The following is a 22,302-nucleotide window of genomic DNA, read 5'->3' on the forward strand; positions in this document are numbered from 1 at the left end:
CAGTGTATTCCTTCCCCAAGAGGCCAGCCGATGGCTTTCGAAATCGTCCTAATATGCCCCGGTGCCGCGGAAGACTGCACGGACGGTCCGGAGGATGATGACAATATCGCCAGCGAGCGACCAGTTTTCGACATAGTACAGGTCGAGCCTCACGGAATCCTGCCATGACAAATTCGATCGACCACTGACCTGCCAAAGACCAGTCAGACCTGGCTTGACCAACAACCTTCGGCGGACATCACTTTCATACGCCTCAACCTCCCGAGGTAGGGGCGGGCGAGGACCGACTAGACTCATGGATCCTGCGAATATGTTGAACAACTGAGGCAGTTCGTCGAGGCTGTATTTTCGGAGCACGCGGCCCACGCGGGTGATTCTGGGGTCATTCTTGACTTTGAAGAGTACGCCGCTGCCTTCATTCCGGTGCCCAAGTTCACCGAGTCGCTCCTCAGCATCGGCCACCATCGATCGGAACTTGAGCATGCTGAATTGAGTGCCTTCCATTCCCACCCGCTCCTGTCTGAAGAGCACCGGTCCGCTGCTGTCAAACTTAATGAGAATGGCCACAATAGCCATTAAGGGTGCCGCGAGGACTGCAAGTATGCCCGAAACCACAACATCGACAAGCCGTTTGGCCACCCGTTGTCCGCCTTCCAAAGACGGGGTTGTTACGTGAATCAGAGGCAGTCCGGCTACCTGCTGGGTGTGGATCCTTGGACCGGCGATGTCAGTGAGGGCTGGGGCCATAATCAGCCCAACATTGCGTGATGCCAGTTCCCATCCAAGGTGTCTGAGGGTTTGTGGGTGCAATTGAACCCCGGCAGAAACGGCGACGGCGTCGGCTTGGCATGAGTCAATTGCGTCGAGGATAGAACCAATGTCGGGGCCGTGGCCGAGGATAGGAAGTCCTGAAACGGGTTCGATTACCTCGCCGCCTGGCGACCCCGGCGTGTACGCGGCTATCGGAAGATAGCCCGCATGCTTGGCCCTCACGAGCGTGCTCGCAAGATGAGCAACGGCGCTTGTTCCTCCGAGCACGAGAAGTCGCGACATGCTTTTGCCGCCTTGCCGGCGCAAATTTAGATGTTGACGAAGCAACCATCGAGCAAGGAGTAATCCAAAAAGACCGACCGGTAGCGCGACGCCAACGTAGCCGCGGGCAGTATCAAATCGAAATACGTAAGAGATTATTGCGACTAGGCCAAATAGCCAGAGGGAAGCAGCCGCTACTCGCTTGTATTCGTCCGGTCCGGATCCGAGCACACGGCTTTGCCTGCTGTTCCAGGCACCGAGCATGAACCACCAAACTACAGCCAAGCAGACTGACAGCCACACGTAAGTGGATTCATGCCCTTGGACGGCGACACCTGGATCCAGCCCAAATCTCACTACATATGCACCGGCAACGGCCCAAACCACCACGAACCCATCGACCACTCGTAAGGTGCGGGACGTCCGCACACGCCAATCCGTGAGTGTCCCCAATATTTATCCCCAAGATAGTAGGTCCAGGCCTCCGTGAAGCGAAGTCCGTTGCTGCCTATGGGTAGAGTACAGGCCCGCCGCAGCCTCACGCATTATCTTTCGGGCTGGAACTGACTGCAGCCCGAGCAGTTCCACGCTCCCAAGTAACCTGGCTTCTGGTCCAATGCAACCTGGCCGGATCCGGAATCGGGTTTGCGGAAGCCGTTCAAGGACAAGACGGACAGATTTGGTAACGACGGCCCCGCTGACCAGAATGACCTACATGTTATTTAGCGTGGCCGGTTTGCGGAAGCGGTACGAACCCGACATGATTTGGCGCATGCGGGGAACATTCTTGGGGGGGAGCTGGATCGCGGCTGCGTCCAATCACCCTCGTTGGCAACAAGCAACCTGTGCATAGTGGCTCAAAACCGATGAACTACTACGCCCCGTCCACGCTGCTCTTCAACGGGTACCGCAGTCGGGATGACCGAAAGGCCTGTTCAGCACGAGAAGTCGAATGCGCTGGTCCTGAGTGGGCTTGAACGCTGGCCGGAGATTGATTTTCGCCAACCATAAATTGCGAGTGTATTGAATCCTGTAAACCGTGAGGCGAAGGAATGGGGAATATGTCGAAGTCTTTGTCAATCATCGGTACTCGGGGGTATCCAAGCTACTACGGAGGATTTGAGACCGCCGTAAGAAAACTTGCACCATTCTTCGCGGACAATGGGTGGAAAGTTACTGTCTACGGTCGAAAGGGTGCCACCAAACACGACGACCCAATGAGGGACGACCGAATCCAAACAGTCGAAACTATTGGACTCGAAAGTAAGTCATTAAGCACGCTAACATTCGGCTTAACATCCGTCGTGCACTCGTTGGTTAACAAACCCGATGTGGCCTTGATAATGAATGTTGCGAATGGATTCTGGCTTCCTCTGCTTAAGATGCGTGGAGTTCCCACGGTCGTTAATGTGGATGGGATTGAATGGGAAAGGGCCAAGTGGGGCGCTTTGGCAAAATTTGTATTCAAGATGGGTGCCCGACTTACCGCCCGTTTCGGAACCGTATTAGTTAGTGATTCCATCGAAATTCAGCGCCGTTGGAAAGAGGAATTCGGAAGAGACAGCACTTTCATTCCGTACGGAGGCGAGACTCCGGGCAAGTATGACGTCGTTCCGGGACTAGAGTCCGGAACTTACGTACTGATGGTCGCCCGTTTCGTTCCCGAAAATACGATTGCCGAGTTTCTTACCGCTGCGGAGCAGATTGCCGTGAATCATCCGGTGGTCATCGTGGGGTCGACAGGATATGGTGGCGAGCTTGACGAGATGGCAAAGACCCTCAGCGTCGGATCTCCGAATGTAACCTGGCTCGGCCACGTAAGTGACGATAAGAAACTCTTCTCATTGTGGCAACATGCCGGTGTCTACTTCCATGGACATAGTGTTGGCGGGACCAATCCTGCTCTAGTCCAAGCGATGGCCTGTGGAGCTCCTGTGATTGCCCGTTTCACGCCGTACAATTTAGAAGTCCTGACTGTCGAGGATCATCTTGTGCCCGCGGAGCCAGCGGCTATCGAGCAGGCTATTCGCCACATGCTGACAAACCCGGAGGTTAGAAAAGCAGCAAGCGTTTTTAACGAAAGTCGAGCTCGGGAAAGCTATAATTGGCGAGATGTCTGCCGAGATTACGAGGAGACGATTGCCGGAGCTAAATTACTGAAAATCAAACCCCTAGCACTGGACGCAAAATCTGACGTTCAAAACGCCGATTGAGATGATCGAGGTAAATGGTGGATAAACAGAGCAATTTCAATTCTGAGCGATCTGATGAATTGGCTGAATATTCTCACATCCGAATACGACCCGAGCTAAGGGCAGAGCATGTAAAGCGGGCGCACGACATGCATCCTGCGCTAATGCTCTATCTCGATGAAAAATACGATCTCGGCACTACTGCCATTCCGCATTCCTTCCAAAAGGTGGGTTTCTTTGAATGTCTGCGCATAGTCGCCCTTTCAGAAGCTGCGATACTTGAGGTCCCTGAACCACTTTGGCTTCGATTCGCTCCAAAGAACTTTCTGATACTTCTGGTCTGGAAGACGAGTGGCCTGGTCAAGGGTAGGCGTAAAATGGCGGTGACATACGCAATTGAAAACAATGATCTGAACAGACTCATTTGGCCTTCTGGGAAGCTTCCGTTCTTTGTCGTCAGGATGTTTTGTCTGATTTTTGGACTATTCGTTCGAAAGACCATTGATCGTATTGCTTTTGGAAGCGCTTCTTCTCGAGATCTGTATCTGTCCCTAGACTACGTGAAGAATATTCCACACAAACTCATCGAGGAATTGCCCGGCAGGCCGGCGGTTCCCGCATCCCTGGATGATCCGGCTGTGAACGGCCTTAATGCCATTTTCGTCGGAATGCTAGACGATCGAAAGGGCGTCCTTGACCTGATGGACGCCTGGCCAACTGTCGAGCGTAACCTTCCTGAAGCGGTACTCACGATAGTGGGTGACGGGAAATACGCCGAAGCAGTATCCGAGTGGTGCGGGAATTTTCCTTTGAGCCGTCGCTTTGCCGGATTCGTCCAGCATCATGAGTCTCTTCGACTACTCTCCCAAGCCAACGTCATCATCGCGCCCTCGAGACGATTTGGGCGATGGAGAGAGCAGATTGGTCTACCGATCATAGAAGGGCTCTCGGCAGGATTGACTGTGGTGACAACGGATGAAACAGGCCTAGCGAGCTGGTTGCGCACGGCTGGCCACATTGTGATTTCCGAGAGCAGTCTCGAGACCAGTCTTTCCGCAGAGATCGTCCGGGCTCTCAGATCGCCACTGAAACGTGAAGACGTGATTGCTTCCTTGCCCGAAATTCAGGGGCGTCTTGTGGCCGATTCATGGCTGCATTCGAATTCTGCCGCTAAAATTAATAAGGGTAGCAATAATGAATACTGAAGATATTGCGGCAATCATAGTCCATCATAGAAGTTATGAAACTTTGGGTGGGACGATCGCCAGCTTGATCGCCCAAGGCATCCAGCCGTCCAAACTTCTCGTAGTGGATAATAGCGAAGAGCCAGCTCGCCAGATGGAACTAAGATCTCTTCTCCCTGATAGCGTTGAATTGGCGGTTTGTCCTAATTCGGGTTACGGTGCGGCGGTAAATTATGGTGTAGCTTGGCATTCAGAGCAAACGAAAGACGCTAAATACTTGTTGGTGTCGACCCATGAGGCACTTCCTGAGGATGGTGCTCTTCTCAGACTTAGGCACTCACTGGATATGAATCCGTCGGCCGGGGTCGTTGGTCCAGCGCTCGTCACGGGCGACGATTCTGAAATTGTATGGTCAGTCGGAGGTTATTTTTCTTCCATTCTTGGACTGCCCCGGCACATCGCTCACCAATCGCCGAGGAGTGAGTTAGATGGCGAACGCTCGCGGAAGGTCTCTTGGCTCGATGGTGCATTCCTATTGTTTCGAAGAGCTGTAATTGAAACCCATCGAATTGATGAAGACTTCTTTTTGTATATGGAAGAAGTGGATCACCACCAAGAGCTGCAGCGACACGGTTGGGACGTAATCGTCGTGCCGGAAGCGGTCGTGTGGCAATCTTCTGGAGGGATTCCGGCGTACTACCACACGCGCAACATTCAGTTGTTTCAAGCGAAGAACGGAACCTCGATTCAAAGAGTCTTTTCAGCTCCCTACATATTGATACGTACCATCGCGCGCGATCTAGTCAAGAGACATAGACGTCCCGGATGGTCTCAGCTGTTCGCGGGTTGGTTGGCCGGAATGACTATGAGACCCACTCATGTCTCCTCTTTGTCGCCTAGGATTTTCATAGTCAATCCGCTGGGCGGAGCTCTAGCTCATTACACTCAGGCACTCGCAGAAACCTTGAGAAGATCTGGTGCTGACGTTGAGGTCCACACTATTAGCGAGCCCTCCCTTTCCGGTTCGGGTCGCCTTCGCTGGGTTTCGGGTTATCTTAGCCTTTTGAATCTCGCAGCAAGAAGATCGCGAGGGTTTAGCGGTGCTCGCATAATCGTAACTTGGCCCGCTATTGGATTTCTTGATCTTCTCGCAGTTAAATTTATTTGTGGAGATTCGACCTCAATCGTTTACCATGATCCAAAGCCTTTAGTGCGTGCTATTGGAGGCGGTGAAAAAGTTGCTCGCATGGTTTCCATGGTTCCGGACTTACCCCAGGTTATCGTGCACAGTCAGGCCGCGGCAGAAGCAATGCGCCATATTGGGTTAGGTAAGTCCCTTGAATTGTTGGCACACCCGATGCTATCTCCCGACCGAAGAAGGGAAGTACATGGCGGCGCTGAGAATCATAGACCGGTGGTTCGAGTACTTGGTCAATTTAAACAGGATCGAGATATCGGCGCGTTGCACACCATTGCTTCAGAGCTCGGATCAGAGTTTTTGCTTGAAATAGTGGGTCGAGGGTGGCCTGCAGTGCAAGGATGGAGTGTGGATTCTCGCTTTGTCACTGAGAGCGAATTGGATCATTTGGTTCATTCTAGTTCCGCGATTGTTGTCCCATATAAGCGCTTCTATCAGAGCGGGATTGCAATTCGCGCACTTGAAGCGGGTACCCCTATTGTCGGACGGTCGAGCTCTAGTCTGGCGGACTTGTACGGTTCGAGCTCGAAACTTCTGGTCAGGGACGATAGCGATGGCGATGTCACAGGAGCGGAGCCGTGGTCGTCGGCCGTCCGCCACGCGATTGGTTTTGGTCGGGCGGAGACGCTCTCCGCTGCTGGTGATGTCTTCGATAGGACCGTCTCGGACTGGCGGCAGTGGATGTTCAAGTCGACTTCGGAATTGAATAGGTTGTGGCAGCGGTGACCCCTTACACACTGTTGGCGATTGGACCCGCAGATCCGGCGTCTGACCGGGCCTGGCTTGAAGCTTCGTACGTTCGTCGCGTGTTTCGACAAGAGTCGACCGCCGTCAATGGCAAGCGGCTCGGATCTAGAGTGCTGGGTATCGGCGCTGATTCCTTCGTCCTAGCGCTCCGGACGTTATTGTGGAACTGCCGTGGACCTTATCTGGCTAATAATCCCTGGATTGGTGTTGCTTTGCGGCTCACAGGGCGTCGAAACTTCGCTGTGACGGGTATCTATGCTGAGCCAGGTAGCCGAAGCTGGAGGATATTGCGTCGGCTTGTTGGCGATGTTCCTGTAGTCACACTTTCTGAATCTGAGACGGCCCCCTGGAACGGGTCTGGAGGGCGTTCTATTGCCGTTCTTTATGGAAATACATTCGGGTATCCGAAAAAGCAGCCGAGCGACGAATTCCATATCTTTGTTGGCGGGACTTCAGATCGCGACCAAGAAACGATCCGCCTTTTGGAGCAAGAGGTGTTAGCAAGTAGCGAGCCCGTCCGTCTTACGCTGGCTGTGGGAGGAACCGCCGGCGAAGTTGTTTCAGGGACAAGCGTTGTGTGCCGGCCGGGGCGTTTGAATCCCGATGCGTTCGGAGACTTGATGAGTACAGCCACGGTGGTGTTCCTTCCGCTCCGGGATGGAACGAGGGCAGCTGGCCACATGGTTCTGGTCGGAGCGCTAGAAACCGGACTTCCCGTGGGCGTGACTCCTAGTCGCGGCATGAAGGAATATGTGCAGGGACCATCGATTGTTCTGTGCGATCCTGAGATGCCTCTTCTACCCCAACTGAGGCTGGTTTCTCAATCGGCAGAGGGAAACGATGAGTCTATTCGTTGCTTTTGGCAGGAAGTTTTTAGCCTGAACGCCTATATTGGCCGGGTTGGCGAGGCTTTGGAAGCCGCTTATCACCCAGTACGTGCCGAGCGTGGGCGACGAACCCGTGACCAGCGCGGAATTCAGCTCCATTCCCGCCGAGATTGAGCGCTGGAAACAGGAGGTGCGAAGGAGTAGCTGTAGCCTAAACTGTCCCAATGGGGATAATGGAAACCTTGCTGATAGTCGCTCTATGCATTCTGGGCGTGGTAGTACTCGGGACTCTCCGCAACGGTCGGGCGGCCCTTTCGTTGCTCGTTGGCGCATCGGCTGGTCTCGTCGCCGTCCAGGTGTTCCGAGTCCATGTGTTTACGATCTTGGTGATTGCGTGGGCGCTCTATAAGGGCGGAACTCACAACCCAAAGAGCGCCATCCGGATTGTGTTGATTGCGATACCCGTTGCCCTCATGGCTTTCACGTCTGTTGTTGGCGATCTGGTCAACAGTGACACGCTTGTTTACCAGCTCATCGGGCTCGCTGCTTCATCCGCTCTGATCATCGCCCTCTCGACGAAAGAAGACCGTAGGCAAATGCTCGGCGGTCTTCTTGCGATGGTGACGCTCAGTAGTATTGTCGGCGTTTTGCAGGTATTAAAAATCGTGCCGCTTGATCCGTGGCATCTTAGCGTCAGCGCCCTCGGAAGGCCGATTGGACTTTATCCTGAACCTGACTGGCTAGGCATGTTTGCCGGCGTAGGGGCAGTCATGGCGTGGCGGATACCGATGCGTCGTTCTCTGCGCGTGCTGGCAGTGTCGGTCAACTCTGCCGCTTTCATCCTCGCGTTTGCACGGGCTGCGTGGATCGCTGTGGCTGTGGGCGTGGCCGTCGTGATCGTCACGAGCTGGTTCGCGAGGAAACGAGAGAAAGACCACCAATCGACTAGGGGCAGGGCGGCCGCAGTGGGAGTTATCGCCGCTGCAACGGTATGCGTGTTCATGTTTGTTCCCACGCTGGTGAACAACCTCGCAACAAGGCTCAGCCAGACACTTCAAGTCAGCGGCGACGACATATCCGGACAAGCGCGAGTGCGACAGTTCGATTCTCTGATGCGGCTGGCAGATATGGCCCCGTTCTACGGCCATGGACTAAGTGCTAGCGGTCGCGTAGGCGTGTGGGGAGACATCATCTCAGGCGTAGCTTCTAGCAACAATGTCGCAAGCAACTGGATTCTTGCAATGTGGGTGGATGGAAAGTACCTCGCGGTACCGTTCATCATGCTTTTCACTTTTGTGGCCATGAAGTCGATGCGAACGATCGAGGGTCAAGCCCTACTGATCGTGCTTGTCAGCAGTCTCTTCTCCAACGCCACATTCTTCCCGGTGACCTGGATGCTGCTCGCCTTGGCCATGATGCCGGGAAGTACGGCCACCACTCCACTGATCGTAAATCAGCTCCCCAATGGCACCAAGTACGCTGGAAACCAGAACGCCCGCAACGGAAATCATCGGACTAAAGTGGTTCAAGACGCAATGCATAGAAATGCCCCTGCTATTTCCCCTGCCCAAGTGGACGGTACTACGAACGCCGCATCTTCAAGTTTGCTTCCCTCGTAGTGCTGCCCCGAGCATAAGGTCTCCAAAAGCGTCCAAGGGCCTCTCAGCCAGTGATAAGCCGGGCTTATTCTACCGAGCACGGCTACCTGGGAAGTTTCGCGGCGAAGGACTCAATGCTGGCCCCGACAAGGGCGCCGATGATCATCGCGACATCGAAATCAACCAGCCCGCCACCGGCCGCGACAACGGAAACAAAAACCTGCAAGGCCTCCCCCATATGACTCAGTTCCATGGAGAGGGATGAAGGTCGATTCGGACTCGCTAGTCCGCTTGCACGTGCCCCAAGCATGAGGGCTACACAACGCCGGTTAAGTGCCCAAACTGAAATCGCCCGGTCCACCTCGGTGGGCGGGGCTTTTTCGCCGTCCGCGCTCAGCGCGGCCACAACCGGGGCTGGTATCCGGTTCTACGACACCACACCTACAAAGCCGATCGGGTCAGATAGTACCGTGTGGCGTGACGCCGTGGGGACACAGATTGGTCAGGTCATGGTGCTGGCGGCACGCTTAGGCTTGGGCGTTGCCGCCAGCCTATCCGCCTTCCGCCGATCGATAATGTTGCGAAGATTGGCGGCGGGGCGCTCGATAAGATACCAGCTAACAATCGCCGCGATGAGGGTTAGCGAGATCGTTGCCAGACCCTCTGCCATATTGCGTGGCGGGTTGCCTATCCAGTTCACTATCGGATAGTTCCAAAGGTAAGCCGCATAGGAAATCATGCCAAGGTTCAACATGGGCTTCAGCCACTTCGACGGCAACGTCTGCCATGACTTCAGTTCAAAGATCAGGCCGACCGAACCGATAGCAACCAAGGGTCCGATCAAGAAGTATGCGCCCGGCCAGTCCTTCATCTCGGGGGCGACGCTGATAATCATGAGAGCCGCGAGTGAGATGCCAGCGACAACCCGCCTACGGCCCTTTATGATTCTGTCCAGCCGGGCTTCACCCAGTTTCGCAGCCGCGCCGATCAGCATGGCCGCCATCCAAGAAGTCGGCAGCGTGTAGACCTTGTAGGTCAAGGGGTAAACCAGGATGATTGAGGCCACACACGCGCCTAGGATCGCGACCAAGGAGAGTAGCGTGAAGAGACGAGTCTTCCCGAACCTCACACCGAGGGTCAGGACAAGTGGCCACAGAAGATAGAACTGTTCCTCGGTGGCCAGCGTCCACAAGTGACTGAGGTTTATGCTGCCGTGGTCGAAGCCAGGAATGTTCTCGGTGTAGGTCAACGCGGTGAATAGGGATCGGCCTATCTTCGGTCTGTCTCCCAGCGGATTCCAGACGGCCTCAATGGCGGCCCAGATGGCAAGCATGAACACCAGTGCTGGGATAAGCCGGAACGCCCGGTGCAAGTAGAACCTGCGGTAATCGATCCTGCCCGTTTCTCCCAGGCTCCTAATCAGCAACCCCGTGATCAAATATCCACTCAGTGCGAAGAACATGACGACGCCAACAATGCCAGCACCGCCCAGCACCCCCGCATGTCGGAGGAGAACAAGAAAAATGGCAAGGCCCCTGATGAGGTCAAGGCCCGGTTTCCGGTCTGCCTGATTTGGTGCGCGAAAGAGACCGAACATAGTGGTACCCCCAGATTGAATAATCGCCGCTTACCCAGGCGAAAGCACCCTTAGTGTATCGGCTGCAAACCCAAGTTGTACCCCAGATGCCGCTGATTACAACAAGACCAGTTTTGGTGCCTGGCTTCACAACGGCCGAAACCTCGTCATCGGACGGTGGCGACTTTGGTTGTCTAACGGACTCCCGGATTGATGGTCCGGCGCCGCACCCTGGTCGCTGCCACTCATACTTCTTTGGGGCCTTCGTAGTAGTCCGTCGGCCAAGGCACTGACACCAGCATGTGAACGTGAGTCCACCCGTACGCGAACGCGGGTACCCCCGTGAGTCTCGCCGTTGCTGTAATCCAGCTTCACCGGCGGGGCTCCTTGGGTATCGGCGCACCTTCGACTGCTGCGAGTTCCACCGCCGGCACTACGGGCATGGGCCTATGGGCGTGCTGCGGCTGCCAGAGTATCTCTTCCGCCACGGCCAGAGTCTGCCACCGCGGGCTCACGATTTGGCTCAGGTCAAATAGGGTGACCGGCCGAATTCTATAGATCGCCACTGCTAGCATGGCTGGCATGGGGAAATCATCTGCGGTCGCTGGCATTGTCACTTTTAACCCAGACCTTGGCCGGCTCCGCGAAAACCTAACAGCGGCGTTTCATGAAGTCGGTGAGATTGTCATCATTGACAACAATTCCGAGAATCTTGGTAGCATCGAAAGTCTCCGTGACGAATTTCCAGGGCTATATATCTTGGCGAACACGTCAAACGGCGGAATCGCGACAGCCCTGAATCAGGTGATGGCGTGGGCCGCGAAGCGAGGTATGGCTTGGGCTCTCCTCCTAGACCAGGACTCGGTGGTTGCACGAGGGATGGTCGATTCGCTGGCAAGAAGCATTGACGCGGAAGTTGGCGTAGTTTGCCCTTCCATAGTTGACCGTTCGGATCCCAGCCCGGTAATCGAATCCGGACCTCCCGTTGACGTTGACTACTGCATCACGTCTGGATCTCTTTGCAGCGTGAAAGCGTGGAAGTCCGTAGACGGCTACGACGAGGCCATGTTCATTGATTTCGTTGACTTCGACTTCTGCCTGCGCCTTCGGGAAGCTGGGTTTCGGATCATCCGCGAGCCCGGATCGACGCTCCTTCATGAGATCGGTCAGATCACGCGCCACGGACCGATGACCGCGTACCACCACTCCGCTTTCCGTAGCTACCATATGGCCCGGGACATGCTCTACTACGCGCACAAGCACCGCAGTTCACCGCGAGAATTGATGGTTCACCAGCGCCGGCTAGCCGGAACGTACGCTGTGCTGTTTCGCAAGGCCATCGTCGTAAGCTTATTCGAGGAGGACCGACTGCGCCGCGTGACTTCCATCATTCGAGGCGTCTTCTCCGGCACCATTGCTCTACGACGTGTCGCGTAACTCCACCGTTCGGCGGGCTCGCGAAATCCTTGTCCGCGGTCGAGCGAACCTCCATGCGCCTGCACTGTCCCTAGCTTCGCAAGTGTCCGGGCTCGCCCAGTTGGCGGCACTATTGTGGAGGTACGGACCGACCAACGCGACGGACGCCTACTTTTATCTCTTTAATCTCGGCAACCTGCCAATCCAGATTTTCATCGTCGGAGTTCTGTATCCGATGATGCTCAGCGCTGACCGGGTAACTCGAAGGGGGGCAAAGAGATTCGGGCGGCTCGTCCCATTGGGCGCCCTAGCTGCCGTCGCAGCGGGAGCAGGCTGGCTTTGGGTCCAGGGCAGGGTCACGCCCACCTTGATTCCCGTACTTGTGCTTGCGTCCCTCAACGCCCTACTTCAAGCCCGCCTATGGTTCCGGGCTGTGTCTGCTGAAGCTGAAGGATCACCGCAATGGGTAGCTGCCGTTGCACTTCCCGCAAATGCGCTAGCAACACTGGTGCTACTGGCCCCTTGGCCCTCATCCGACGTGACGGTGACGGCCATGATGGCCGCCCTGTGCCTAGCGAATGCAGCATTCATCGCACTGATGGCCAAGAAAAGCGTTGGTCGAGAAGCTCTCCGGCGCTTGCCGTCCAGACCGGAGCGGAGGCATGCGGCGCACTGGTGGTTCCTCACTAAGTCCTTCGTGAGCTACGGCGGCCTGATGGTAGTGCAGTCCCTGGCATTGATCCTTCCACCGGCGGTGCTCACCTTGCTGTCGTTGCCAATGAAGATAGTTGGATCAGTCTCGGCTACCTTCGTGAACGCGATAATGCCGCGCCTCGTCCACCAAAACACTGACTCTCCGGCGGCTGCAAGGAAGTTCCTGCGACAGCTGGCCGCCCTCATAGGCGGAGTTGCGATCGCAGGCTCAATCGGTGGATATTTAGCTTTCCCGCAGTATTTCACGACCGTCGTAATCGTCGCACTGTGGTTGGTTGCTTCCGCGTCGTCTTCTGTAGCTCAACGTATGACCTTCAGGTTTCTCCCCCCAAGTGCTTCTAGGGTCACGATCGTTGTAGTCCCGGTCATCGTGGTCGCCGTCGCGCTGTCAACGCAATCGGGGGGTTTTGGCCTGGTGGCCCTTCTCTGTGCGTATGCCTTGGTGGACGCTTCTTCGAGTTTCCTTTTGCTGCTGTCGCTCGGCGACAAATTAATGGCGTGGGTTTCGGGCCTGATTACGCTCGGACTATCCGGGATCTGGATCGGCAGCCTTCTGTCGAACTCCCCGTAGGAGGACCCAAGGGAGTTCGACAGCGCTCCGGGCCTGGGATTTGGTGGCGTAAACGGTCCGATAGACGCGCTCGTTTTTCAGGGCGGTGGCGAGGCGGACGAACCCTTGCCAGATGTGGATGTAGGTGATGTCGCTGACGAACATCACCCAGGGGCGGTCGGCGGTGAAGTCCCGTCTGAGGAGGTCGGGCATGCCCGCGGCTGCCTCAGCGTCAGCCTCGGTGGTTAAGCGGAAACGGCCGTGGTTGACAGGCCATCAGACTGCCCGCAGCTCTTGAACTTCGCGCTCGAGCTCCCTCAGCCGGGCCCGTTCTGTGACGGTCAGATCTGTTTCCGTGCCGGCCGTTGGCTTCGCGGTTGCGGAGCTTCTCGGGGCCAGCACCGTACGTGGTGGCCACGTCCTTGATCGGCTTGAACGGGTCGATCACCTCGCGACACAGCTCGTCTTTGAACTCCTGGGTAAATCGTCTGCGTGATGCGGTCATGCTGATCTCTACTTTCGGTAGACCCTCATTTTAAGAGGGCCCACTGTCCGAGATCTCCACTGCAGGCCAGCCCGCGCAATGAGGCCCCTCGTGGTTGGGTCGGAAATGAGTCCGTGTCCTCGAAGACAAGAGGGCACGTGGCCCTGCTGCGATAAGTGTGCTAAGACGAAAATGTGGTGCGTCAGGCTGGGAGTTGGATGACGATTGCTTCGTATTCGAGTTGTTTAGCTGGTGGAGCGCCCGGTTATTTGTCCGGCCGGTTGGCCCTGCAGGTCGTGGCGATCGACCCCTCGGCGGCATTCCGCAAGGCATTGCGCATGTGGCTTCCCCGCACCGCCGTCGCCGTGGGTCATTTCCGCCTGATCTCCCTGGCCAACCAGTCCGTCACCGAGACACCGCAGAACCTCTCCCAACAGGCCAAGGGCCGCCGGGACAGGGCCGTGGACAAGGCCTGGGCGCACCGGGCGCTGCTTCTACGCCACGCCGACACGCTCACATAGAGGGAGGTCCTGCGGTTGGAGGAAGTGTTCGCGCTGACGATCCGACCGGTACGCTCCAAGCCGTCTGATAGGTAAAGGAATAGCACCGGGTTTTGCTGCGCACCGGCTCCCTGCAGGACGCCGCGACGGCGAAGAAGAACTTGAGGAAATGGTGAAGTCAGCCGCACGGTCGGAAACGAACAAGCTCTACTGCACCGTCTGCCGCTGATGAAAAGAGATCGGGGTGCTGATCATTACCGGGGCCACTACAGGCAAGGTCAAACATCAACACACCGCCCACGGATACCGCAACCAAGACAACTGCAAACCCGTCGTTCTCTTGAGAAATGCCGTACGGACGGCGGCATGAGGATCATCCCGGGAATCTATTTCCCCATGAACTGTGAATAATCGTCAAACAGGCCAACCAGGCCTAAATGCGAAGATCCCTATTCACGCTCGCAGCTGGATAGTGCATGGGTCCAGGAACGCACTTTATCTGCGCTGAACCCGATCATTGGGAAATACAGTTGCAGGTCGCATTGATTCAGGGGACTCCGCCTTGTCGTATTCAAACTCCTGGTCAATGAACCCGTCAAATGAATTATCTGGCAGTCTGCGTGATCGCTGATTTTCGCTTGCCGCGCCGACAGTCGCTTTCAGAGCTGGGCTTTCCTTTTGGCTGTAGTACCCGTATGTGTACGCGTCAGGCCCTTTAGCGGGCAACCTATTTAAGACCACACCTAGGACATTCGATCCAACCATTTCAAGGGAGCTGAGCGCCTTTTGAAGGTCATTGTGGCGAAGTTTCTGAGAACCAACAACCACCACGACACCTCCGACGTGTTGGGACAGAACTGCGGCATCTGTAACTGGAAGAAGGGGCGGCGCGTCAATCACGACATGATCGAACGCTTCTTCCAATCGAAGAATAAGCTGCTTCATTTCTACCGATCCCAATAGTTCGCTTGGATTGGGAGGTATCTGACCTGATGTGAGAACGAAGAGGCTTTCCTCTCCCCACGCTTGAAGAAGATCGTTGATGTCAGCCGTGCCGATCAGCGCGGTCGTGAGACCCGCATTGCCATCAAGTCCAAGGTATTCACTAACCATGGGGCGTCGCAGATCGGCATCAATAAGGCATACGGTTTGGCCAGCCTGCGCCAAGGCTATCGCGAGATTCGTGGCTGTCGTGCTCTTGCCTTCACCTGGAAGCGAGGACGTAATAAGAACTGTCTTCGCTTGGCCCGAAACGTTGGCGAACTGGAGATTTGTTCTGAATTGACGGAAGGACTCTGCTCTAGGACTTTGCGCCTCAGTCTGGGTAAGAAGGGGCTTCTTCACCGCGTCCTGATCGAAGGATATCCCGCCCAGTAAAGGAGCGTCGGTGACGCGTCGCAGGTCAAGTTCTCCCCGAACTCTGTTGTCAAGAACGGTCCGCAATACGGCAGCTGCGACGCCCAGTACCAAGCCAAGGAGGAATCCGATAAGCAAATTCAAACGTGTATTGGGTGCCGAAGGGGTCACCGGGGCTGTCGCGGGTTTTATAATCGAAAGGCTCACCGGGGAAGCGCCGCCGGTTTTCGGTTTTTCCAGCGTATCGACAGTCTTGATGAGACTACCCGAGACTGCTTGGGCGATCGCGGCGGCCTGGGCGGGGGAAGTGTCCGTCACTGAGATGTTGATTATGACCGTATTTAGATCGGTCGAAGTGGTGACGCGACGAGCCAGTTCATCCGAGGTCTCATGGAGACCGAGTGAGTCAATAACCGGCTGAAGCACGATCGGAGATCCAACCGTCTTTGCGTATGACTGAACGCGTGCTTGGCTGAAGGTATTCCCCTGTTGCAACTCTTGGACAGACCCGGAGTTCTGAATGGCGACAAACAGCTGCGTATCGGCCGAATAAGTCGGTTTTGATAGGACTGTCACGACTCCACTGATCAGCAGGCAACCTAAGGTTGTGGCCACAATCAATATCCAATTGTGTCGAACGATGCGCAAATAATCGCGTAAGTCCAAACCAGAGTCCCCCTGTACTGATGACTGGGCGCTGCCGCGAAGCACCCCCAGAACGGCAACATTCGTGCGGTCTCCGCAATTGTACCGTCCGTAGCCTCCTGCTCTTCGCGTTGGCATGGCCACTGTCCGGTTCGGGTTGGTTCTGGGAGCGAGCGGGCCGCCTCTCGCTCGACTTCGTTTGCAGATGACATCTGACTATTTGAGCGACCTCTGCCGCCAGATGCCGGTTAGTCCGATGGACTGCGGAGGGATAGGTGGAGATCGCCTTCACTTCATCAGAAGCTCAGAAGCTGGGTGCAGAGGCATGAGGCTTCTCGGCGAGGGCGATGCCACCTAGCGTCTGCCCTACGGCGGGCCATATCTTCCTTGCATGCCAAAACCTTGGGCTCGAGGCTTGCACAACGCAATAGCGCGCCGCGAGCCGGAAGGAATCGTGATCCACGATCCCCGCGGCTCCCAATTCCGCTCCAACGTCTTCGTGTGGACGTTGAAGAGCAGCGGGCTCACCGGATCGATGGGCCGGGTCGGCGCGTGCGCCGATAACGCTGCCATGGAATCATTCTTCTCGCTCCTGCAGAAGGACGTCCTGGATAGCCGGCGATGGTCCACGAGGGCGGACCTGCGACTGGCGATCGTGACGTGGATCGAGAAAACCTACCACCGGAAACGCCGCCTCCGACGGCTAACACCCGTCGAGTTTGAGACAATAAATAGCGGCCTCAAAGCCGCCAAGCGACACTGAACCTCGAGTCAACGAAATCCGGGGCAGTCCCTTGCACGCGAGCGATAGGACTGCGCCTCGGGACAATCGCTTCAAGTTGTGTGGCACGTTTCGAGCCTAGCGGCAGACGGTGTACGTGGTGGCGTAATTGCCCAATGGCGCGCCCACCGGCAGGAGACCTTTAAGTCGTGGGTAAATCCGTGGTGGGGCGAATCGACGCGTTACGCTGACCCGCTCGTTCGCAACCTCCGGGTGCGAGACAGTTCGGTCAGGATCCGTGAGGTGAATCGTCGGTCATTGGGGTTGGCGTTACTGCGAACTTCGGCTGAAGCCGTGGCGTAAAAACGAGTGCACGTGATCATCTTTGACAAAAATTGTCGACGTACAATACTTAATTTGACAGCTCTTGCGTGTCCGATCTATGGTGACTTCGATCCTGGACAGGAGTCCATCCGTGCTCGTTTGTCCCAATTGGTCAGGCGCCCCATGGCCGCCGTCCCTATTCGGCTTACTTGGACCGACTTGTGGCCGATACTTATTCGGGGAACTCTCAGGCAGACCAAATCGGAGGACGCGTTGCCGGGCTACGTAGACATCAACCCTTATCGGAAGACCACTCGGAAACGCTTCAAATTCGGGGGGTTGATCGCCCTGTTGCTGGTCACGACGGGTGTGGTGTTCCTGGCCCTATTTCGGTAGCGACGCGGGTCCTTTGAACACTACGTATTGGGCTTGGCTACGATGTTTGGCAGTCTTCGCGTCCTCGGAGCAGTTGGCATTCTAATCCTCGCCCACTCGGAAGCGCGAAAAGAACAAGATGAGCCGTCCTACTTGTTGTGCCGCCTTGATGGCGTGCGCATGTCCGACGACGTAGGTTGATCGGCCGCGGTAGTCGCACGAAATGTCCCAGAGCGCAAAGAGCTCGGCACCTACCGCGTATCCAGATCCTCGAACACCAGGAACGTCTGCGTGTCCTGCACTCCTGGCATCGACTGCAGTCTGTCGAAGATGACCCTGCGCAGGTGGATATTGTCGGTGGCACGGACCAGCAGGATGACGTCGAAATCGCCGCCCACCAGCGCAATGTGCTGTACCTCCGGAATGAGCCGAAGCTCTTCGCGGAGCTCACGCCAAGAGTGCTGCTGCACTTTCAGCGTGACGTAGGCCGATGACTTCAAGCCGGCCTTGATGGGGTCCACCAGTGCGGTGAACTTTGTGAGCACTCCTTCGCCCGTCAGCCGCGAGATTCTTGAGTACGCGTGTGCCCGGCTGATGTGGACGTTTTCCGCCACCTGGGTCACGGACATCCGGCCGTCCCGCGTCAGTTCGGCAATGATGTCCCTGTCCACTTGGTCGAGAGGAACCTCTGCCTGATCCGCTTCGACCTCGGCCATTGCATCTCCAATTCGTCCACAGCGTGGGCCCGTTACCCAGCTCACATTTGCAATCCGTCTTCCAGACTAAGGGTTTCAGGCAAGCTTTTCCACGATTCTGCCCAGAGCTGGATACGAAACTTCTCCAGGGAACATACTGGTGACAAATAGTGGATACAGAAGGACGGACCAATGACGATCTCCGCGGACCATGAGGCCCAGGGTCTGGCTGACGCTCGGCCGGACGCCACCGACTCAAACGACCAGGCTTCCGAAGTGCGGCGCAAGTTCGGCATCAGCGTGGAAGACTACATGCTTCCTGCCCGCCACCAGATCCAGATGGTCGATCCCTCCGGCGCGCTCAAGCCCGAAGGTGAACAAGGCACGGAACCCGGCCACGAATATCCCATCCCCGGCGACGCTGAACTCATGGCAGCCTACGAACAACTTGTTGTCGGGCGCCGCGTCAATGACCAGAACTCCGCCCTCGTCCGGCAGGGCCGCATGGCCGTTTATCCGTCCAGCCACGGCCAGGAAGCGTGCCAGGTAGCGGCAGCTCTGTGCCTCCGCGAAGGCGACTGGCTCTTCCCCACATACCGCGATGCCGTAGCAGTCATGTCCAAGGGCGTCGACCCTGTGGAGACCATGACCATCTTCCGCGGCGACTGGCACGGCGGCTACGACCCCACCAAGCACAAGGTGGGCATCCAGTGCACGCCTTTGACCACCCAGCTGCTCCACGCCGTCGGCGTTGCGCATGCCGCCAAACTGCGCGGTGAGGACACCGTGGTGTTGGCCATGTGCGGCGACGGTGCCACGAGCGAAGGCGACTTCCACGAGGCCCTCAACTTCGCTGCCGTCTTCCACCTGCCCGTCATCTTCTTCGTCCAGAACAACAAGTACGCCATCTCGGTACCCCTGAGCCAGCAGTCCGTGGCGCCGTCGCTGGCGCACAAGGCCGTCGGTTACGGCATGGCCGGTGAACGCGTTGACGGCAACGACCTCGTCGCTTTGCTCGCCGTGCTGGACCGGGCAGTGAAACTCGCCCGCGAAGGCTCCGGTCCCCTCCTCATCGAGGCCCACACCTACCGCATGCAGGCCCACACCAACGCCGACGACGCCACCCGCTACCGCGAGGACAGCGAAGTGGCCGAATGGACCGCCAAGGACCCCATCAGCCGCATGACGTCTTATCTCACCGGCCGTGGGCTCCTCGACAATGACGGTTCCACCCGAATCGCAGCAAAGGCCGAATCGGTTGCCTCGCAGCTTCGCGAAGGTCTGGGTGAAGACGTACCCGTAGACCCGCAGAATCTCTTCCGCTATGTCTTCTCCACCCCTACGCCGCAACTGAAGGAGCAGTCCGCCCTGCTCGCCGACGAACTCGCCCGTGAGGCATCCAGCCAGAAGGAGGCAGGCAAATGAGCCCCGCCGTCACCACATCCTCTGAGGCCACCGAGCACGCCGCAACCGGCGACGTCAGCTCCGCCACCGCCAGTGCGGCAGCCAGTGCAGCAGCCGTCGCCGGAGCCTCAGGTCCGCAGACCATCACCATGGCCAAGGCGCTCAACACCGCGATGGCGGACGCCATGGAAGCCGACTCTTCCGTCCTGGTATTCGGTGAAGACGTTGGCCGCCTGGGCGGCGTCTTCCGGATCACCGACGGCCTCATGGCCACGTTCGGAGAACAACGCTGCTTCGATACCCCGCTGGCCGAGTCCGGCATCGTGGGCATGGCCGTGGGCATGGCCATGAACGGAATGCGTCCTGTGATCGAGATGCAGTTCGACGCGTTCGCTTACCCGGCCTTCGAACAGATCGTCAGCCACGTCGCCAAGATGCACAACCGGACCAAGGGCGCCGTTAAGCTGCCCATGGTCATCCGTGTCCCTTACGCGGGAGGGATCGGTGGCGTGGAGCACCACTGTGACTCCTCCGAGTCCTACTACGCCCACACCGCAGGCCTGAAGGTCTACACACCGGCGACTGTCGCGGACGGCTACCGCATGCTCCGCGAAGCCATCGATTCCGACGACCCCGTCATGTTCATGGAACCCAAGAAGCTCTACTGGTCCAAAGACCAAGTGGACCTGGGCGCCTTGCGCGCCGAACACGACGCTAACGTTTCCGCGGGTTCCAGCAGCGAAGGCCGGGCCGCCGTCGCGCGTCCCGGCACTGATGCGACGCTGATCGCCTACGGCCCCTCGGTCCCGACCGCGCTTGCCGCCGCCGCTGCCGCCGCTGAAGAAGGCCGCTCCCTCGAGGTGATCGATGTCCGCTCGATCGTTCCTTTCGACGACGAAACCGTCTGCGCGTCGGTGCGCAAGACCGGGCGCGCTGTCGTGATCGCCGAGGCCCATGGATTCGCCTCCGTGTCCTCCGAAATCGTGGCCCGCGTGCAGGAACGCTGCTTCCACTACCTGGCCGCGCCGATCCGCCGGGTGACCGGCTTCGACGTCCCGTACCCGGCTCCGAAGCTGGAACACTACTACTTGCCGAGCGTCGACCGCATCCTCGACGCCGTTGACGACCTTCAATGGGAGAACTGACCATGAGCGCAGAAATGCAGGTGTTCCTGCTTCCGGACCTCGGGGAGGGCCTTACCGAGGCTGAACTCGTCAACTGGCTTGTGGCCGTGGGCGACGAAATCCGCATCGACCAGCCGATCGCCGAGGTGGAGACCGCCAAGTCCATGGTGGAGGTGCCCTCGCCGTACGCAGGCATCGTCGCCGTGCTGCACGGCGAGGCCGGCCAGACACTCGACGTCGGCAAGCCGCTGATCTCCGTGGCTCCTGTTGGTGCTTCGATTGCGGCTGAACCAGAGGCTGAGCCCGAGCCTGTGGAAGAAAAGGTCTCCGAGCCATCCGCGGTCGCCGCAGCTGCCGAAACCTACCGCACCGAAGAGAAGGCCGGATCCGGGAACGTCCTCATTGGCTACGGAACATCCGGAGGTGGCGAGGCCCGCCGCACCCGGCCGCGGAAGGTTTCTGCCGGTTCTGCCGTTGCGGTGAGCCCGGAGCCAGACTTTGCCGAACTCTCTTTGTCCCGTACGCGGATTCCGGGGAAGCTCTCTGCAGTGATTTCCCCCTTGGTGCGGAAGATGGCCCGGGACCATGGTGTCTCGTTGGACGCAGTGCCTGGCTCGGGGGAGAGCGGGCTCATCCTGCGTCGCGACATTGAGGCTGCCATCGGAGGGGCCACGCGCGAGACCACGCCGGTAGAGGTGCCCGCCGTTGTCCAGTCCTCTACCGGAGACCAGGATTCGCGTACCGGCCTGACGGTGGCTTCGCGCACTCCGGTCCGCGGGATCCGGAAGGCTGTTGCGGCGAACATGACCCGCAGCCGCTCCGAGATCCCTGAGGCAACTGTCTGGGTCGACGTGGACGCCACTGCGCTCCTGGAGATGCGTGCCGAACTCAAGACGCGTGATCCGCACGGCGCTCCCGGGCTGCTCGCGTTCATCGCTCGTTTTGTCACAGCCGGGCTAAAAAAATTCCCGGAGCTGAACACCCGGTTTGTCACAGCAGAGGATACGGCCGGCGGTGAAATGCAGGAGATCATCGCGTTCGACGGCATCAACCTTGGCTTCGCCGCGCAGACGGACCGCGGACTCGTGGTTCCGTCGGTCCGCAACGCTCACTTGTTGAACGCCCGCGAACTCGATGCTGAGATCCGCCGGCTCACCGCCGTCGCCCGTGAGGGAAAGGCAACGCCGACGGAGTTGGCTAGCGGGACCTTCACTCTGAACAATTACGGCGTGTTCGGCGTGGACGGTTCTGCAGCGATCATCAACTACCCCGAAGTAGCAATGCTTGGCGTAGGCCGCATCATCGACAAGCCCTGGGTAGTGGACGGGCAACTCGCCGTCCGGAAGGTCACCGAGCTGACGTTGGCTTTCGACCACCGGGTTTGCGATGGGGAAACGGCAGCCGGATTCTTGAGGTATGTTGCGGACGCGATTGAGAGTCCGGGAACGGCGCTGATGGATTTGTAAGGGCGATTGTCCTTCGATAATCTCAAGCTCGATTTCAAAGCGACTAGAAGAACAGGTACTCATCACTCTTAATTCGACTCTTGGGACGCCTCTAGCCTGACACCATGAACAATGGGGGATACCGTTCGGGATGGCGACGCAAGCGGCAACGGAGGACGCGCCAGGATCTGTTTG

The 22,302-nt window shown here is 57.6% G+C and carries 16 protein-coding genes and 3 pseudogenes; 13 read left to right on the forward strand and 6 right to left on the reverse strand.

All coding sequences use genetic code 11. The features are described 5' to 3' along the window. Positions 1–48 precede the first annotated feature (48 nt). Positions 49–1,485, reverse strand: a complete 1,437-nt coding sequence (locus BMF89_RS14270; RefSeq protein ID WP_078107769.1) for a sugar transferase — start codon at positions 1,483–1,485, stop codon at positions 49–51. A gap of 350 nt (positions 1,486–1,835) precedes the next feature. Here BMF89_RS14270 and BMF89_RS22635 point away from each other — a divergent pair. The 6 genes and pseudogenes from BMF89_RS22635 to BMF89_RS14290 all read left to right on the forward strand — a co-directional run. Then, positions 1,836–2,009: pseudogene (locus BMF89_RS22635) on the forward strand (hypothetical protein); the annotation flags it as partial. An 84-nt stretch (positions 2,010–2,093) separates the two neighbouring features. Further along, positions 2,094–3,245: a glycosyltransferase gene (locus BMF89_RS14275; protein ID WP_078107770.1), complete on the forward strand. Its 1,152-nt coding sequence runs from the start codon at positions 2,094–2,096 to the stop codon at positions 3,243–3,245. 14 nt (positions 3,246–3,259) lie between these two features. Then, positions 3,260–4,429 carry a glycosyltransferase family 4 protein gene (locus BMF89_RS14280; protein ID WP_078107771.1) on the forward strand — a complete coding sequence of 390 codons (1,170 nt, stop codon included), beginning with the start codon at positions 3,260–3,262 and terminating at the stop codon, positions 4,427–4,429. Further along, positions 4,419–6,332, forward strand: a complete 1,914-nt coding sequence (locus BMF89_RS14285) for a glycosyltransferase (RefSeq protein WP_078107772.1) — start codon at positions 4,419–4,421, stop codon at positions 6,330–6,332. The genes BMF89_RS14280 and BMF89_RS14285 overlap by 11 nt, the downstream gene beginning before the upstream one ends. An 80-nt stretch (positions 6,333–6,412) precedes the next feature. Further along, positions 6,413–7,354, forward strand: a complete 942-nt coding sequence (locus BMF89_RS21665; protein ID WP_139359673.1) for a hypothetical protein — start codon at positions 6,413–6,415, stop codon at positions 7,352–7,354. A gap of 59 nt (positions 7,355–7,413) precedes the next feature. After that, positions 7,414–8,799: an O-antigen ligase family protein gene (locus BMF89_RS14290; protein WP_171983502.1), complete on the forward strand. Its 1,386-nt coding sequence runs from the start codon at positions 7,414–7,416 to the stop codon at positions 8,797–8,799. A gap of 82 nt (positions 8,800–8,881) precedes the next feature. Here the strand turns inward: BMF89_RS14290 and BMF89_RS22175 are convergent, their stop codons facing one another. Beyond that, the gene (locus BMF89_RS22175) at positions 8,882–9,031 is read right to left on the reverse strand and encodes a hypothetical protein (protein ID WP_216353824.1); all 150 of its coding nucleotides are present in this window, start codon (positions 9,029–9,031) and stop codon (positions 8,882–8,884) included. A 249-nt stretch (positions 9,032–9,280) separates the two neighbouring features. Beyond that, a complete protein-coding gene (locus BMF89_RS14295; protein ID WP_078107774.1) occupies positions 9,281–10,375 on the reverse strand; it encodes an acyltransferase in 1,095 nt (364 codons plus the stop codon). Positions 10,376–10,936: 561 nt separating this feature from the next. Between BMF89_RS14295 and BMF89_RS14305 the strand changes: the two genes are divergently transcribed. Continuing rightward, positions 10,937–11,791: a glycosyltransferase family 2 protein gene (locus tag BMF89_RS14305; protein ID WP_216353825.1), complete on the forward strand. Its 855-nt coding sequence runs from the start codon at positions 10,937–10,939 to the stop codon at positions 11,789–11,791. A 412-nt stretch (positions 11,792–12,203) separates the two neighbouring features. Beyond that, positions 12,204–13,055 carry a hypothetical protein gene (locus BMF89_RS14310; protein WP_139359674.1) on the forward strand — a complete coding sequence of 284 codons (852 nt, stop codon included), beginning with the start codon at positions 12,204–12,206 and terminating at the stop codon, positions 13,053–13,055. 78 nt (positions 13,056–13,133) lie between these two features. On the opposite strand, the pseudogene BMF89_RS14320 reads toward BMF89_RS14310, so the two are convergent. Then, positions 13,134–13,539 (reverse strand): annotated as a pseudogene (locus tag BMF89_RS14320) (transposase); the annotation flags it as partial. Between the two features lie 197 nt (positions 13,540–13,736). On the opposite strand from BMF89_RS14320, the gene BMF89_RS14325 reads away from it, so the two are divergent. Beyond that, positions 13,737–14,039: a transposase gene (locus BMF89_RS14325; protein WP_078107780.1), complete on the forward strand. Its 303-nt coding sequence runs from the start codon at positions 13,737–13,739 to the stop codon at positions 14,037–14,039. A 474-nt stretch (positions 14,040–14,513) separates the two neighbouring features. Here the strand turns inward: BMF89_RS14325 and BMF89_RS14330 are convergent, their stop codons facing one another. Next, on the reverse strand, positions 14,514–16,040 hold the full coding sequence (locus tag BMF89_RS14330; RefSeq protein ID WP_078107781.1) for a polysaccharide biosynthesis tyrosine autokinase: 1,527 nt from the start codon (positions 16,038–16,040) through the stop codon (positions 14,514–14,516). Positions 16,041–16,434: 394 nt separating this feature from the next. Between BMF89_RS14330 and BMF89_RS21670 the strand changes: the two are divergent. Then, a pseudogene (locus BMF89_RS21670) lies at positions 16,435–16,782 on the forward strand (integrase core domain-containing protein); the annotation flags it as partial. A gap of 908 nt (positions 16,783–17,690) precedes the next feature. On the opposite strand, the gene BMF89_RS14345 reads toward BMF89_RS21670, so the two are convergent. After that, a complete protein-coding gene (locus tag BMF89_RS14345; protein WP_078107783.1) occupies positions 17,691–18,155 on the reverse strand; it encodes an Lrp/AsnC family transcriptional regulator in 465 nt (154 codons plus the stop codon). Positions 18,156–18,326: 171 nt separating this feature from the next. On the opposite strand from BMF89_RS14345, the gene BMF89_RS14350 reads away from it, so the two are divergent. The 3 genes from BMF89_RS14350 to BMF89_RS14360 are packed head-to-tail and all read left to right on the forward strand — an operon-like array spanning position 18,327 to position 22,128. After that, positions 18,327–19,559, forward strand: coding sequence for a thiamine pyrophosphate-dependent dehydrogenase E1 component subunit alpha (locus BMF89_RS14350; protein WP_078107784.1), 1,233 nt, complete (start codon positions 18,327–18,329; stop codon positions 19,557–19,559). Then, positions 19,556–20,683 carry an alpha-ketoacid dehydrogenase subunit beta gene (locus BMF89_RS14355; RefSeq protein ID WP_078107785.1) on the forward strand — a complete coding sequence of 376 codons (1,128 nt, stop codon included), beginning with the start codon at positions 19,556–19,558 and terminating at the stop codon, positions 20,681–20,683. Before BMF89_RS14350 ends, BMF89_RS14355 begins: the two co-directional genes overlap by 4 nt. A 2-nt stretch (positions 20,684–20,685) precedes the next feature. Further along, a complete protein-coding gene (locus BMF89_RS14360; RefSeq protein WP_253190825.1) occupies positions 20,686–22,128 on the forward strand; it encodes a dihydrolipoamide acetyltransferase family protein in 1,443 nt (480 codons plus the stop codon). The last annotated feature ends 174 nt before the right edge of the window (positions 22,129–22,302 follow it).

The organism is Arthrobacter sp. SRS-W-1-2016, from assembly GCF_002009585.1.
Taxonomy (GTDB): domain Bacteria; phylum Actinomycetota; class Actinomycetes; order Actinomycetales; family Micrococcaceae; genus Arthrobacter; species Arthrobacter bambusae_A.